A 14,851-nucleotide genomic window follows, 5' to 3' on the forward strand; every position below is an offset into this window, starting at 1 on the left:
CAGAGACCAACGCCTCCTTCGGGAGGCGTTTTTTGTGACCACTACTCGAACGGATTGGCCACCGACGTCACCTCGGGCGGCGGCAGCTGGTCGGGCAGTTCCTGCTTTTCCAGCTGCGCCACCACGTCGGCCAGCAGTTTTTGCAGCTGTTTGGCCAGGGCCAGGCCCGGCTTGTCCAGGGTCAGGTCGATGTCGCCGCTGATGCTGAWGCGGTCCATCCGGGTGACGATGGTCCGGCTGCCGATTTCCAGCACATCGCTTTCATTGGCATACGGGACGAATTTCTTTGCGCACATGGGATTTCCTTTTTGACGGTCTTATTTCCTGGACTTGCTTTTCACCTTGGGCAAACTCAGCATGCGCAACTTTTGCTGGCGCGTCAGCGACGGTAACAGATCGATGCCGATCCTGTCTTCCAGTTGCGCAATGCTCAACACTTCATACGTCTTGGTATCGACGTTTTCAATAAAATAGGCGGCGCCGGCGCGCTGGCGCGGGCTGTACACGGCCTTGTACAGATGGCTGGGCACGATCACCCGGCCCACCTTGCGCAAGTTGCCGCCAATAAAAGCCGGCCCCGTGATCACGTACAGGTCGCCTTCTTTTTTCGCCATCTTGCGCACGGCGCCTTCGATGCCGGCCCACACATAGCGGTTGTTGCGCGAATCTTGCGGCACCATGTTGGCCAGGGTAAAGCTATCGCGCTGGCTCTGGCGGTCCGGCATGTCGCCGTTGGGCGCCATGTGGCCACGGTCGAAGCCGCTGCGCGCATAGTCGGCCAATTCCGCGCGCTGGGCGGCGGGCAGCTTGCGTTCGGCGTGGAAGGAGTTTTCGCGCGACAAGTCCTGCGCCGCTTCCAGATTGTTCGCCGTCAAGTGCTCGGCCGACCACAGCGGCGTGCGCGTGATACCCGAGTGCATTATGCCAAACACGTTGTAGCACAGCTCTTTGGTTGCCACGTCCAGCTTGGGGTTGGTGATTTCCGGCTTGCGGCCATCGACGTAATGGGCGGGGCAGGCATCGGCATGCGCCAGGTTCGCGGCAAAGGCGGAAGCCAGCAAGCCGCACGCCAGGGTCAGCCTGGCGATCGATCGTTGAATCATATTTCCCTAAGTGAAATCATTGCAGGCCAGCATTCTAGCGGACGGCGGCCATCATCACAAACCCGCGCAAACCTGGCGTGCGCGACTGGAAACTGGGTGGCAGGCGGTCCTGCGCAGAGCTGGTGCAAATAAAGGCCAACAGGCCGCGCACAGCCATTCATATCTGCTAAGATTGCCTGGATTCGTTCGCATCGACCATTCAAGATTTGGAGAGCATATGATCAAAAAAACCCTGCTGCTGATCGTTGTCGTCGTCGCCGCCATCCTCGGCTATGCCACCACCAAGCCCGACACCTTCAGTGTCCAGCGCGAAATCACCATCAAGGCCCCGCCCGAGAAAATCGCCGCCCTGATCACGGACTTCCATTACTGGGCCGCGTGGTCGCCTTGGGAAAAGCTCGATCCCGCCATGCGCCGCACGTTTACGGGCCCGGCCAATGGTCTGGGCGCGCAATATGCGTGGCAAGGCAATGACAAGGTGGGCGCCGGCCGCATGGAAATCACGGAAGCGGCCCAGCCCGAACGCACCGTCATCAAGCTGGACTTCCTCAAGCCCTTCGAAAGCCACAACACCACCACATTTACCATGACGCCCGAGGGCGACGGCACCAAGGTGAACTGGACCATGACGGGCCCCAGCCCTTACGTCAGCAAGGTCATGACGGTCTTCGTCAGCATGGATCGGATGATCGGCAAGGATTTTGAAAAAGGCTTGAACAACCTGAAGGCGGCCGCGGAACGCTAAGCCCGCTCGCAGCAAAAGGAAACAGGGCCCGCGCGGCCCTGTTTTATTTGGCGCCTCCTTTGCGGAGGCCATGCTCAGAACTGCTCGATCCAGGCGGCCAGGTGGTCTGGCGTGAGCGCCGGTTCAGCCTGCACTACCTTGCCCTGCAAGCCCGATTCCGTCTTGCTCAGCTGCAGCGACCAGCCGCGCCGCGCCAGCCACAGCAAGCTGGCCAGCCAGAACGAGTGGATGGGCGAGACGGGCGTGGTGGTCGGCGTTTCCAGGAATTCCGTCAGCAGCCGTCCATCGAGGAACAGCGCCGTGCCGCCCTGGTTTTGCAGCGCCGCGCCGAACACGGGCAGCAGCATGTCGATCGCCTGCTCCACGCCACGCCCCGGATGCTCGCGCTCGAGCGTGTCGAGCTGCTGGCGCACGGCGGCGGCAAAGGCCGTGCCGCGGAACGCTTCCGAACTGACCAGGTCGGCATAATCCATCAGCAGCCAGTCCGGCTCGGGCGGTGTGACGCCCGCCGTCAGGGCCGCCGACAGATACGCTTCCACGGGCAGTTGCTGTTCCGGACCGGCCAGGCTGGCGCACAGGGCATACAGGGTGCCGATGCGGTTGGCGACGGCTTGCCGCTGGCGCACCATCAGCTTTTCGCGCAACAACTGGGCGTGTTCATTGCGCAAGCGCGCCAGTTCCAGCGCCTGTTTCAGTTCCATGCGCAGGGCCGCGATATCCCACGGCTTCTGGATGTAGCGGTGGATCTGCCCCTGGTTGACGGCTTCCACCGTGTGCTCGAGTTCGGAATACGCGGTGGTCAGAATGCGCACGATGTGCGGATGGCGGTCCCAGCAATACGACAGCAATTCGTTGCCGTAGGCGCCGGGCATGCGCTGGTCGGAGACCAGCACGGCGATGCGGTCGGCCTGCTCGTCGAGGATGCGCTTGCCCTCCTCGACCGAGGTGGCCGTCAGCACGTCGGCCAGCGGCGCGATGGCACGCTGGAAGTATTTGAGGGCGTTGGCCTCGTCATCGACATAGAGTATCGTCGGCAAGCCTTGCGCCGGCTCACGCTGAGCCGGTAAACGCAGATTGGCGTCAATCATGCTCGTTCCTTATATGTACTGGAAAATTCAGGGTTACCGTGGTGGAGGTGCCAAACTCGGTGGCGATATCGAGGTTGCCGCCGAACGACTGCATCATGCGGTGGCAAAACACCATGCCCCAGCCCTTGCCTTCGCCGCCACCGGCACTGACGGGGTCGATCAACAGCTGCTCGACAATCTCGGGGGCGATGCCGGCGCCATTGTCGCGCACCGTGATGCGGCCGGCATCGATGCGGATGCCGATCGCTGGATGGGTTTGCTCGCCGGCCGAACGCAAGGCATTCGCCAGCACGGACGACAATATCAGCGCGACGCAATTGGGCGACTCGGCGATGGAAAAATCTTCGCCCACTTCGACCGTGATGGCGGCGCGCTGGGCCACGCTCAAGGGATAACTGCCGAGCAAGGCGTCCAGCAACTGGCGCGCGCTGCCGGCGCGGCGTCCGCCCTGCATGCCCGGCCCGGCGCTGGCCAGGCGCACCGTGTCGACAAAGCTGGCCAGGACCGACAGGCAATAGCGCGCATTGTCGTGCATCAGGGCGGCCGCTTCGCCGATCTCGGCCTGCGGCGCGGCGTCCGCCTGCGCGCGCCGCGCAATGCCGCGCGCAAAATTGGCGATGGCCGCCAGCGGCGTATTCAATTCATGCGCAAGGAAAGCCAGCGATTCTTCCATCGCCACCAGGCCCTGGCGGCGCGCGGCCCGTTCGCGGCCCGTCTGCACGGCCAGCTGCAGCGCCGTTTGCATGGCGGCCAGGTCGAGCGGCTTTTCCAGCAAACGGAACAAGGTGCCGCCGTTGATCAGCTCGAGCAGCACGTCCTTGTCCGCATACGCGGTCACCAGCATGCAGACGATGTGCGGATAGCGCTGCGCCACTTCCTGCAGCAGCTCGCTGCCCAGGCGGTCCGGCATGCGGTAATCGGTAACGAGCACGTCTATCTGGCCGGCCTCGTCTTCCAGCAAGGCCAGCGCCGCATCGACGCTCTGCGCCGTCAATACGCGGTAGCGGGGACCGACGGCGCGCTCGAAATACTTGCAGGCGAGCGCTTCATCGTCCACGTACAGCACGCTGGCGCGGCTATCGCTGTCCATGCTAGCGGCCCTCCCAATCGGAGCGCTGCAAGTCGAAATTCATGCTGGCCCATTTGCCCAGCTCGCTTTCGGCGCTCAATGTTCCCCCGTGGCGCTCGATCACGCCATAGCTGATGCTCAGGCCCAGGCCCAGTCCCTGCCCCACTTCGCGCGTGGTAAAGAACGGCTCGAACACACGCGCCAGGTTTTCCGGGGCGATGCCGGGGCCGTTGTCGCGCACGCTGATGCGCAGGCGCTTGTCATCCCAATGGGCCGTGATGCGGATCTCGAACGGCGGCGCATTGCCCTTGCGCATGGACAGGACCGCATTGCCCAGCAAGTTGATCAGCACGCCCACGATGGCCGCCTCGTCGCCGCGCACCAGGGTATCGACCGGCAGGTCGTGGCTGATGCTGACATTCTTCGTTTCATGCCCCACCAGGCGGATGGCCGCGTCGAGCGCGCTGCGGAACTGGAAGTGTCCCGTTTCCAGCTGGTTGCCGCTCTTGCGGTAGGCAAAGGTCTTCAAGTCGGACACGATGTGCTGCACGCGCAGCATGCCCTGCTTGGCGTCGGCCAGGCATTCGCTGACCAGCGCGCTTTGCTTGGCGACCGGGTCTTCGATGGCCACTTCGATGGCCATCATGCAGAAATTCACGGGGTTATTGACTTCATGCAGCATGCCGGCGGCCAGGGTGCCGATGGCGGCCATTTTCTCCTGCTGCAGCATCTGTCCCTTGATATCGGCCAGGCTTTTATTCGTTTCTTCCAGCTGCGTGTTCTTTTGCGCCACTTCCGCCTTCAGCTGGAACAGCATGAAGCGGGCGCGCTCGTTGAAATAGGTAAAGACGGCGCTGATGCTGGCCGACATGATGAGGAACAGACAGTTGACGACAAACGTGCCCGGCAAGTCGAAGCCGCCCGCATGCCAGGCGCAGGCGCCCACGTACAGCAGGCAGGAGATGGCGCCGAAGACCATGTTTTGCCACAGGCCGAAAGCGAGCACGATGCCCGACGAATAGATGGCCAGCGTCATGCCCACGTAATAGATCGAGGTGGCGCCTTCCGTGATGGCGATCATCCAGGCGATCATGATTTGCGGCAGGATCAGCCAGACAAACGTCAGCCCCTGGATGCGGTCTTGCGCCCAGCGCGTGCGCATGGCCAGCACGACGCAAAAGATCAGCACGGACACGACGATGCGCGCGCTCGTAAACGCCGATTGCTTGTCCGGATACAGTGCCGAATCGAGGCCCATGCCCAGCAGGATCAGCACGATGCCCGTGTACGCCCCGCCGCGGCTGAATTCCAGGCGGAAGTCGCGCAAAACGGCCGTATAGCCGGCGTGCAGGCCTGGAGTATCCATCAAGGAATGCTCACTTCCGCGAACACATTCACGCCCGTCGCGTCGACATAGATTTTCGGCTCCGTCGCATGCTCGGGCAGCAGGGCCGACAGGCCCGCTTCATTGCGATAGATCAGATGCCACTCGAGCAAATGCTCCATGCCGAACTTACCAGGGTTGTCGGCGTGCACATTGGTGACGAGCAAACGTCCGCCCGGCCCCACGCGCGAGGCGAAGTGCATCAGCAGGCGCGCGCACACCTTGTCGGACAGGTAGTCGAACAGGCCGGCGCAATACACGGCGTCGAAACTGCCGGGCAAGCCCGTGATGCCCGAGCCATGGCGGCGCTTGAGCAGGTTATGCACGGAATCGTGCACATAATCGATCTCGACCACTCTTCCCGTGCGCTGCATGATGGTGGTCAGGCGCGCGCGCGTCCAGTCCAGGGTCTCGCTGCTGAAGTCGACCAGCTCGAAGGCCAGCCATTGCGCATCGGGGCATGTCTCGAGAAAACGCTGCACCTCGATGGCCGGGCCGCAGCCCACGTTCAGCACTTTGTACACACGCCCGGCGGCGCGGGCCGCAGCCGCTTTCTGCGACAGGAATTCCGTCAGGATATCGATGCGGTTGCGGTGCGCCGTCGCCACAGCCGCCTGCAAGAAGGCCGCATTGACGATCTGAAAATACGTGCTCGGACCCTGGCGCGGATCGTCGAGCAGCTGGTTGACCATCTGGTAGTCGCCCGCATAGCCGAGCGGCTTGGTAAACGTGCGGAAGACGAACGGCGCGCGCAGGATCAAAGGATGCAGCGCCGCCTGGGCAAATGCGCGGTGGGCCGGTGCCCGCTCTTCCTCGACGAGCGACGCTTCCACCTCGAGCTGGCGCAAGTAAAGCTGGGTCTGCTCCATCAGCGGCAAGGCAAGTTCATCGAAGATATCGGGGCGCAGCCGGCCGTTTTCCTTCGGCAGCGAGTCGGACAAGTCGACCTGTTCGACCCAGCGCGACACTTCCGACAAAAAGGCGCGCATTTCGTTGACGACGATCTGGTAGTCGCGGCGGATGCGGAAACGCTCGCCCCAGCCCGCGACAAAGGCGCTGGACTCTTTCGCCACGGCGCCCTTGACGACGACCACGTCGCTCAATTCGCGCCACTCGTCGATCAGGGTCACGGAAACGATGGCGGTCAGGCCCGTGTTGACGCTGCTGATGACGACGGCCTTGCCGACGTAGGCGTTTTTCGCCCCCATGCGCACCGTCACGTCATTGAGCACCTCGCTGACCTGCACAATCGAGTATGGATTGTAGATTTCCATGACCAGCGAATTGCGCTGCAAGTTGAAAATCGTGCCGCGCACCGCCTCACCCTGGGTGTTGCGGAAACTGACGACTGGATCGATCTGCGATTGTGAATACACGATTGAGCATTATCAAGTTGCCCGGTTTCCGGCGCACCACACTGGTGACACCAGATTCCAGGCTGGGTTAAGGCACGGCACACCGGTCGTTTGCCGCCGGCTCCGCCATCGCAATGGCGGTATTGCGGCGTCGCGCGACGCCGTGCCGGAGCGCCTCAAAGCGCATCTGTTCGCTCTCTGATCGAGTGTACTATGGATGTAGCAGAACGGGCAATTGTTCCCTCAGGAACGACTCTCTGTGGCGCTGGCGCGCAACGCCGGCGCTCATCCCGCAATAAACAGTGCGAGCGCATGACGCAGCAACTGTGGCGTTTGCCCCGTCCAGCGCTTGAACGAGCGGCGGAAGTTGGTGGCATCATGAAAGCCGAGGTAGGCGGCCACGGCGTCGTTGTCGTAGCCATGCGCCTGGAACAGATAGATCGCCTTGTGCGCGCGCACCTGGTCCAGCTCGGCCTGAAAATGCGTGCCATGGCGCGCCAGGTGGCGCTTCAGGGTGGCGGGACTGACGCCAAACTCCTGCGCTGTGCGCTCCAGGGTTGGCGCGCAGCGGATATTGGCCAGCAGATAGTCGTACAGCGCACCGAGCAGGCTCTCTGCCGGTATGGGCGCCAGGGCCGCCGCGCGCAAGGCCAGCGCGGCCGCCGTGGCATTGCCGCGCGGCCAGGGTTTGTCGAGCCAGCTGGAATCGATGAGCATGGCGTCGACCTGGCAATCGAAACGCAGGGACTGCCCCAGGTGCACTTCGTGCTGCTCCACGTGACGGGGCCGCGCGCGGTTGAAACAGAAGCGCCACGGCAAGGACTCTCCGGCCAGCCAGCGGCACATCGCCGCCAGCGCCGTCATGTGCATTTCCACCAGAAAAGGCAGCTGGCTGGGTGCGCCGAACGCGTCGACCCAGTACAGCACATGCATGTCGCCCGCTTCGCGCAAACGCGGTTGCAGCAGCGGACACAGCAAGGTATGAAAGTCGCACAGGATGGTCAAGGCCTGGCGCAGGTTCTGCGCCTGCAGCAAGGCATGGCTGGCGGCGCCGTAATGGCCGGGCAGCATTTGCTGGCCCAGCATGAAACTCGTGTCGGCACTGTCCAGGCCGCGCGCCACGTTGGCCAGCAATTGCAGGTATTGCGCGGCGCTGACCTGGCTTTCCGCGGACGGCAGCGCACCGCCGTCGAGGCCCGTGCCCTTGAGCAGCGGCGCCACGGGCAACTCGCGGCTGCGCGCGTAATCGAGCACCAGCGCCGGCTGGTGATGGGCTGCGATGCTGGGGTCGCTTTGCTGGTTCAGCGGCATCAGGCAGGCGCGGCGGTGCCGGCCCTGGAACTGGCGCTCCGGCCCGGCGTTTCGACGGCCCGGCTCAGCTCGGCCAGCACCACTTCCGGCACGCCGTCCGTCAGCGAGCAGGCATGGCGCAGGCTCAGGCGGATTTCACGGTTGTCGTTGGCGTGGTGGCGCATCTGCCCCACCATGGCGCACAGGTGGCGCGCCTTCACTGCCCCATCCTCGCGCGACACGCCCGGCATCAGCACGGCAAAACGGTCGCCCGCATAGCGGCACAGCAAATCGTCATTGCGCAAGTTCAGCAGCAGCATGTGGCCCACGGCTTGCAGCACGCGGTCGCCTTCGCGGTGGCCATATTCGCGGTTAATCAAATGAAAGCTGTCGATATCGAGCAAGACCAGTGCGCAATCGAGACCGGGCCGGCGCTCCTGCTCCAGGCGCATCTGCGTGCGCAGGTAGCTGGCATCGGCCAGTTGCGTGATGCGGTCGAAGGCGCGGTGGTCGCGGAACAGGCGCTCGCGCTTTTGCAGGTGTTCGTTCAGGCGGAACTGCTCCTGGCGCCAGTAATACATGCCGATCGTTACCAGCAGCATGCCAAAAGGAATCAAGCCTTCGAGCCAGTTATCCCATACGGCGCTCTTGTCGACGGCGAAGAATTCGTCGAGGCAATCAGCCCAGGACCCCAGCATGATGGCGCACAGGCCGCCGGCGATCAGGCTCGTCACCAGCCCGCGCGGCCGGCTGCTGAGGGTAAACAAAAACCAGATGCCCGCCATGACGGCCGTGCCGCCTTCGCAAACGATGTCCATCCACTTCCAGATGGCAAACGGTTTAAGGTGCCCCAGTGTGGCGTACAGGAACAAGAACAGGGGCAAGGCCAGTGCGGCGGCAATCAGGCTGTTACGGTGCAATGGCAGCATGTGGGAAAACCTTTAAAAGTGGTGCTGTCGCCACGATAGCGCCCGCCCATGACGGCACGATGACATGCCCCACGCCCGTGCGGCAGGTGCAAACGGCTCAGCATTACCTGGGGCGCTCATGCAAATACGGCATGCCACGCCCCATGTGCCCACGACCGGCAGGTCATTTCAGCTCACCACGCTCCATTTCCAGCCGGAAAGCGTTCACGGGCCGTTGTTTTCAGGGTGGCAAGCCCTTGCCTGTCACGCAACCGTCATATTTGCTGCCTAGAATCCGCCCGGTTCCTTCCCCTAACCGAGCTCTTCATGAAAACCATGCACACTTCGACTCCCTCCCCGCTGCGCCTGACGGCCCTGGCCCTCGGCATCATGGCCGTCTTCAGCGGTCAAAGCCATGCGCAAGATGCGGACGGCCAGCCGGCCGCCACCGTGGTCGTCAGCGGCCAGCGCGCCAGCCTGCGCAACGCCATCGCCGCGCAAGAGAAAGCCGACAACATCATCAGCGTCATCAGCAGCGACGATATCGGCGGCTTGCCCGATAAAAACGCGGCCGAAGCACTGGCCCGCTTGCCGGGCGTGTCCGTGCAGCGCGACCAGGGCGAAGGCCGCTACATCACGGTGCGCGGCCTGGGCCCGGACCTCAACGCCGTCACCATCAATGGCGCCCTCGTGCCATCGCCGGAAGCGGGCCGCCGCGCCGTGGCGCTCGACATCCTGCCCGCCGGCCTGATCCGCACCCTGGAAGTCTCGAAGACCTTGCTGCCGGAAATGGACGCCAACTCGCTGGGCGCCACGGTCGAAGTGAAATCGCTGTCCGCCTTCGACTTGCCGGGCAAGCTGCTGTCGGCCAACGTGGGCGCCAGCTACGATGAAAAGACGGGCAAGACCAGCCCCAGCGGCGGCGCCCTGTGGGCCCAGCGCTTCCTCGACGGCAAGCTGGGCGTGGCAGCCGGCCTGAGCGCGGAAAAGCGCTCGTTCGGCTCCGATGACGTGGAAACGGGCGGTGCCTGGAGCAAGGGTAAATTGTCCAGCCTGGAATTGCGCGACTACCTGCCCGTGCGCAAGCGCGGCGCCCTGGCCGTCAACCTCGATTACCGTCCCGAAGCGGGCAACAGCTGGTTCTTGCGCTCGTTCGTCAGCGAGTTTTCCGACAATGAAGTGCGTGACCGCCTTACCATCAGCAATATCGCGGGCGGCAGCCTGGCCGAAGACCAGACGGCCAGCGCGCGCGCCGAGCGCCGCATCCGCCAGCGCAAGTACACGCAGCAAGTGCGCTCGCTCGTGCTGGGCACGCAACAGAAATCGGGCGACTGGACCCTGGACGTGAAAGGCGGCATGAGCCGCGCCACGGAAGACACGCCGGAATCCTTGAACGATGGCCGTTTCCGCGGCACCAGCAATTTCGCCGGCATCAGCTTTACAGATACGCAGGAGCCCAAGCTGAGCGGCCCCGCCTCGCTGTACGACCCGGCCAGCTACGCGCTCAACGCCATCACCCTGCAAAAGCGCTACTCGAAAGACAATGAACACCATGCGCGCATCGACCTGGCGCGCAAGTTCGACATCGCCACGCTGAAGTTCGGCGCCAAAGTCAGCCGCCGCGAAAAGACCAATGACACGGATCAATGGGCGTATAACAGCAGCAAGGCCACCAGCGGCAACTATTGGGGCGCCGGTTCCACGTCGATGAGCAATTTCGTGCAGGGCCACAATCTCGACTACGACCTGGGCAACATCGGTGTGGCGCTGGACCCGGCCCTGATACGCGCCCGCGTGGCCGGCCTCGACCGCGCCAAGGCGCGCCTGTCCACGGAATCGATCATCAACGACTACCGCATGCATGAAGACATCAACGCCATGTATGTGCAAAACAGCTACGACTTCGACGCCTGGCACATCCTCGGCGGCGTGCGCGCCGAGCGCACCAGCTTTGAAGCGGCCGGCTCCCAAGTGGACAGCGCCGGTGTCGCCACGGCCTTGACGCGCGAGCGTTCGTACACCAACTGGCTGCCGAACCTGCAAACCCGTTATGACGTGGATCAAAAGACCAGCGTTCGGGCCGCCTGGACGCAAGCCGTCGTGCGCGCCAACTTCAGCCAGCTGGCGCCGGGCATCAGCCTGGCCAGCAATACGGAAGCCGTGATCGGCAACCCGGACTTGAAACCGTTGAAGGCGAACAACCTGGACCTCGGCATCGAACGGGTGCTGGGCAACGATGGCGTGATGTCGGCTTACGGCTTCTACAAGGACATCAAGAATTTCACGTACACGACGAATCTGGCCGGTACGGGCCAGTGGGCGGGCTACACGACGGCCACATCGTATGCGAACGGCGACGCGGCCAAAGTGAAAGGTATCGAACTGGCCTACATGCAGCCGCTGCGCATGCTGCCTGCACCGTTCAACAAGTTTCTTGTCGGCGTGAACGGTACCCTGAGCACGTCGAGCGCGCAAATCGGCCGTTTCGACAAGGCGACGAACAAGCAGATGCACCGCGACATCCGCCTGCCGGGCCAGTCGAACCAGGTAATGAACTTGATGCTGGGCTATGAAACAGGCCCGGTCAGCGCCCGCCTGGCCCTCAACTACAAGTCGCCGTATCTGCTGGAAATGGGCAACGACATCCTCGACCAAAGCCAGGACCATATCGTCGCCAGCCAGAAGCAGCTTGATTTCTCGCTGTCGTACCAGATCAACAAGCAGTTCCAGGTACTGTTCGAAGCGGCGAACCTGAACAACGAGAAATACTATGTCTACCAGGGCACGAAGCAATACAACGTGCAGAACGAACAATACGGCCGCACTTTCAAAGTGAGCCTGAAAGCCAGCGCCTTCTGATGATGATTTCAACTAACATGAAAAAAAACGTACTCTGCGGCGCCTTGCTGGCCGCCTTCTGCGCCACCGGTGCCGTCTTCGCCGCCCCCGCCAACACTTTGCCTTCCTTCACGCAAGAGGCCGAGGAACTGGCGCGCCTGCCCGGCGGCGGCTGGCTGACCCTGGACAAGCACGGCTTGCGCCTGTTCAACGCCAGCGGCCAGGAGCAGGACCGCATCACCGTGCGCGCCAAGCAGCTCGACACGCGCATCAATGGCGGCAAAGTGCTGGCCGTCTTCCTGGAAGCGGACACGCAGCGCCCGCTGCCCGTCTCCGTCGACGTGCAGGCCGGCAAGCTGGTCAAGCTGGCGCCGTTTCCCGTGCCCACCTTTTCCGTGGAAGCGTCCTGCCTGTACCGCGACGCCCAGCAGCTCGACCATCTGTTCTTGATCGGCAAGGATGGGCAAGCGGAACAGTGGGTGATGCAAGGTGAACAGCGCAGCCTGGTACGCAAACTCGCTTTGCCGCCGCACGCCAAGCATTGCCGCGCCGACGATGGCGCCCAGCGCCTGCTGGTCAGCGAGGCCAACATGGGCGTGTGGTCGTATGAAGCCGATTCCGAAGGCATGGGCAAGCGCGAAGTGGTGGCCCTGCGCAAGCCGTACGGCCAGCTGGATGGCGGTGCCGGCGCCCTGGCCGTGCTGCCGGGCGGCGTGGCCGTGCTCGACGGCAAGGCGGACAAGCTGCACCTGTACTCCCATCAGGCGGGCAAGTGGTCGGCCCAGCCAGCCCAAGCCGTCGCCTTGAACGTGCGCAAGGGCGACAGCCAGCTGGCGCTCGACGGAAATTCCTTGATGTTGCGCGGCAAGAACGGTTGGCAAGCGCGGCCCTTGAAATGGGCTGGCCAAGCGGAAACATCACCTGCGGTGGCCATCATCGCCCCGCAAGCGCAGACGGAACCTATGGCGCGCCAGGGCGACGCGGCCGACGATCCGGCCATCTGGCTATCGAGCAACCCTGCCGACGCACGCATCCTGGGCACCAACAAAAAGCAGGGACTATTGGTCTACGACCTGCAAGGCAAGCAGACGCAGCTGCTGGAAGTGGGACGCCTGAACAACGTCGACGTGCGGCAAAACATCAGCCTTGGCGGCGGCAAGGTCGACTTGGCTGTCGCCACCCAGCGCGACGACAACACCATGATGCTGTTCACCATCAATGCCGATGGCGTGGTGGCGGAAGCGGGCCGTTTCCCGACCGGACTGAAAAGCATCTACGGCATGTGTTTGTATCAACCGGCCAGCGGCGGTGTGGAAGCGTTCATCAACGACAAGGACGGCACTTTCCAGCAGTACAAGCTTGAAATCAGCGGCATGAACGGCAGCAAGTTCAGCGCCACCCTCTTGCGCAGCTTCAAGGTTGCCACCCAACCGGAAGGCTGCGTGGCCGATGATGCCAACGCCAGATTGTTCCTGGGCGAGGAAACGCGCGGCATCTGGACCACCTCGGCCGACGCCGCCAAGCCCGACGCCCTCACCATGGTCCTGCCCGTGGGCGCACAGTTGACGGCCGACGTGGAAGGCATGGCCATCTACCGCCAGCCGGGCGGCAATACTGATTCTGGCTACCTGATCGTCTCCAGCCAAGGCGACAACAGCTACGTGGTACTCGATGCCAAAGCCCCCTACAAGGTGCGCGGCCGTTTCAAGGTGGGCTTCAATTTACCGGCAGGCATCGACGGCACCTCGGAAACGGACGGCCTCGACGTCACCTCCGCCAACCTGGGTGGCGCGTATGCAGAAGGCATGCTGGTGATCCAGGACGGCTACAAGCGCCTGCCCGATGGGCCGCAGAACTTCAAGTATGTGGCGTGGGGGGATGTGGCGAAGGCGTTGAAGCTGGAGTAATCACCATGGGGCGGCTAGCAATGGCTGCCCCATGTACGATAGGAGTGTTAAAGATTGCCGCTACCTTGTACGCGGCATATCGATGACAAAAGGCAGACTTTTTCCAAAAAAGTCCACGCTGCCCGTCACTGCCAGGCGTTGTGTCGACAATTCCTCCAGGCGCAGATCCGCGACATCACGGTATTTCATCATGTAGAGCGAGGATTCACACTGTGGATTGCCGGCATCGACGGCCAGCCTCCGCACGGGCGCGGCATCAGGTCCCGCGACGAGCAAGCACTGCAGAGAGAAGGACGGCGGATACAGCGCCCACGACCAGGGCGCATCGTCGTCTTCCGTCAGCCGCATGAACACGTCGTCGTCGGCCTCGATCGTGATATTAATTTCCCGCATGCCATCGGCGCGCGCCTCAAGGCTGATCCGGGATTTCGCGACATCCACTTCGAAATTGGTGTCGCCGATACTGAATACATGCATTACGCTATTACTCCTGACTGACGCGTGAATCTACTGCCCGACAGACCGCTGGCGTCAGCCAGCAAACCTGCACTGGCACGCCTCAATCGCCCTGCTGTTGCCAAACCGCCTTGCCACCCTTGATATAGATCAAGGCACTGGCAGAGCCCTCTTTCGCCACCACGATCCCGTCCGTTTTCAGCTTGAGCGCCTTTTCATGATAACTGTGCTGGAGCGAGCCCTTGTCTTCCACTTGCCAGATTTCCAGCCAGGCAAAATCCTCACCACCGTTGGACAAGGCATGTCCCGCACCGACGATCAGAGGCGCCGTCTTCTGTCTGAACAGGAAGACGATACCCTCTTTCTTGCTGTCCTTGTTTTTGACGAGGACAGCCAGGTCGCCCTTGCCGTCGCCATCGAAGTCGCCGCGCAAGACGAAGGGATTAATACGGGCGCTGACGTCAATGCCTTCGCGTTTGGCCAGGCTATCGAGCTGTTGCGCCGCCCAGGCCGGCAATTGCGCCTGCGGCGGCAAGGCCTGCGCACCAGCCATGCCGGTGGCGAACACTAAAGCGACTGTCACTGCCATGCTTCTGCAATTCATGGGACGGCTCCATCGAGACGAAGAATCGGGTGGCACCCGGCGGTTCCGGGTGTGCAGGCAGAATAGCATTATCAGAAAATACTTGCACTGCCTCAACTGTATCC

General features: G+C 62.8%; 13 protein-coding genes. 3 read left to right on the top strand and 10 right to left on the bottom strand.

The features are described from left to right. Positions 1–41: 41 nt before the first annotated feature. A complete protein-coding gene (locus AC4BCN_RS16540) occupies positions 42–296 on the bottom strand; it encodes a hypothetical protein (RefSeq protein WP_490491267.1) in 255 nt (84 codons plus the stop codon). A gap of 21 nt (positions 297–317) precedes the next feature. Next, complete coding sequence (locus AC4BCN_RS16545) at positions 318–1,103, bottom strand: DNA/RNA non-specific endonuclease (protein WP_490491268.1); 786 nt, start codon at positions 1,101–1,103, stop codon at positions 318–320. Positions 1,104–1,320: 217 nt separating this feature from the next. Between AC4BCN_RS16545 and AC4BCN_RS16550 the strand changes: the two genes are divergently transcribed. Further along, positions 1,321–1,848, top strand: a complete 528-nt coding sequence (locus tag AC4BCN_RS16550; protein ID WP_034755971.1) for an SRPBCC family protein — start codon at positions 1,321–1,323, stop codon at positions 1,846–1,848. A 74-nt stretch (positions 1,849–1,922) separates the two neighbouring features. Here the strand turns inward: AC4BCN_RS16550 and AC4BCN_RS16555 are convergent, their stop codons facing one another. The 6 genes from AC4BCN_RS16555 to AC4BCN_RS16580 form a co-directional block, all read right to left on the bottom strand. Continuing rightward, entirely contained in the window at positions 1,923–2,936 is a 1,014-nt protein-coding gene (locus tag AC4BCN_RS16555; RefSeq protein WP_128143133.1) for a response regulator, read from the bottom strand. Continuing rightward, positions 2,929–4,026, bottom strand: coding sequence for a hybrid sensor histidine kinase/response regulator (locus tag AC4BCN_RS16560; protein ID WP_490491269.1), 1,098 nt, complete (start codon positions 4,024–4,026; stop codon positions 2,929–2,931). The genes AC4BCN_RS16555 and AC4BCN_RS16560 overlap by 8 nt, the downstream gene beginning before the upstream one ends. A 1-nt stretch (position 4,027) precedes the next feature. Continuing rightward, positions 4,028–5,371 (bottom strand): sensor histidine kinase, encoded by a 1,344-nt coding sequence (locus AC4BCN_RS16565; protein ID WP_034755965.1) that lies wholly within the window; start codon positions 5,369–5,371, stop codon positions 4,028–4,030. After that, entirely contained in the window at positions 5,371–6,765 is a 1,395-nt protein-coding gene (locus AC4BCN_RS16570; RefSeq protein ID WP_490491270.1) for a class I SAM-dependent methyltransferase, read from the bottom strand. The genes AC4BCN_RS16565 and AC4BCN_RS16570 overlap by 1 nt, the downstream gene beginning before the upstream one ends. Positions 6,766–7,029: 264 nt before the next feature. Next, positions 7,030–8,055, bottom strand: a complete 1,026-nt coding sequence (locus AC4BCN_RS16575; RefSeq protein WP_490491271.1) for an AraC family transcriptional regulator — start codon at positions 8,053–8,055, stop codon at positions 7,030–7,032. Continuing rightward, on the bottom strand, positions 8,055–8,963 hold the full coding sequence (locus tag AC4BCN_RS16580; protein ID WP_490491272.1) for a GGDEF domain-containing protein: 909 nt from the start codon (positions 8,961–8,963) through the stop codon (positions 8,055–8,057). Before AC4BCN_RS16580 ends, AC4BCN_RS16575 begins: the two co-directional genes overlap by 1 nt. 315 nt (positions 8,964–9,278) lie before the next feature. Between AC4BCN_RS16580 and AC4BCN_RS16585 the strand changes: the two genes are divergently transcribed. Next, positions 9,279–11,801, top strand: coding sequence for a TonB-dependent receptor (locus AC4BCN_RS16585; protein WP_490491273.1), 2,523 nt, complete (start codon positions 9,279–9,281; stop codon positions 11,799–11,801). Positions 11,802–11,818: 17 nt separating this feature from the next. Beyond that, positions 11,819–13,687, top strand: a complete 1,869-nt coding sequence (locus AC4BCN_RS16590) for a phytase (protein WP_490491274.1) — start codon at positions 11,819–11,821, stop codon at positions 13,685–13,687. 60 nt (positions 13,688–13,747) lie between these two features. Here AC4BCN_RS16590 and AC4BCN_RS16595 read toward each other — a convergent pair whose 3' ends face one another. Continuing rightward, positions 13,748–14,164 (bottom strand): hypothetical protein, encoded by a 417-nt coding sequence (locus AC4BCN_RS16595; protein WP_338678805.1) that lies wholly within the window; start codon positions 14,162–14,164, stop codon positions 13,748–13,750. Positions 14,165–14,246: 82 nt separating this feature from the next. After that, a complete protein-coding gene (locus tag AC4BCN_RS16600; protein WP_338678806.1) occupies positions 14,247–14,726 on the bottom strand; it encodes a hypothetical protein in 480 nt (159 codons plus the stop codon). Between the last annotated feature and the right edge of the window lie 125 nt (positions 14,727–14,851).

It is taken from the genome of Janthinobacterium sp. Bl 1 (assembly GCF_058215535.1).

Excerpts from the sequence above, each read along its gene's own strand:
- AC4BCN_RS16550 (WP_034755971.1), top strand. The coding sequence starts at position 1,321 with ATGATCAAAAAAACCCTGCTGCTGATCGTTGTCGTCGTCGCCGCCATC.
- AC4BCN_RS16580 (WP_490491272.1), bottom strand. The coding sequence starts at position 8,963 with ATGCTGCCATTGCACCGTAACAGCCTGATTGCCGCCGCACTGGCCTTG.
- AC4BCN_RS16555 (WP_128143133.1), bottom strand. The coding sequence starts at position 2,936 with ATGATTGACGCCAATCTGCGTTTACCGGCTCAGCGTGAGCCGGCGCAA.
- AC4BCN_RS16590 (WP_490491274.1), top strand. The coding sequence starts at position 11,819 with ATGAAAAAAAACGTACTCTGCGGCGCCTTGCTGGCCGCCTTCTGCGCC.
- AC4BCN_RS16545 (WP_490491268.1), bottom strand. The coding sequence starts at position 1,103 with ATGATTCAACGATCGATCGCCAGGCTGACCCTGGCGTGCGGCTTGCTG.
- AC4BCN_RS16575 (WP_490491271.1), bottom strand. The coding sequence starts at position 8,055 with ATGCCGCTGAACCAGCAAAGCGACCCCAGCATCGCAGCCCATCACCAG.
- AC4BCN_RS16565 (WP_034755965.1), bottom strand. The coding sequence starts at position 5,371 with ATGGATACTCCAGGCCTGCACGCCGGCTATACGGCCGTTTTGCGCGAC.
- AC4BCN_RS16560 (WP_490491269.1), bottom strand. The coding sequence starts at position 4,026 with ATGGACAGCGATAGCCGCGCCAGCGTGCTGTACGTGGACGATGAAGCG.
- AC4BCN_RS16595 (WP_338678805.1), bottom strand. The coding sequence starts at position 14,164 with ATGCATGTATTCAGTATCGGCGACACCAATTTCGAAGTGGATGTCGCG.
- AC4BCN_RS16585 (WP_490491273.1), top strand. The coding sequence starts at position 9,279 with ATGCACACTTCGACTCCCTCCCCGCTGCGCCTGACGGCCCTGGCCCTC.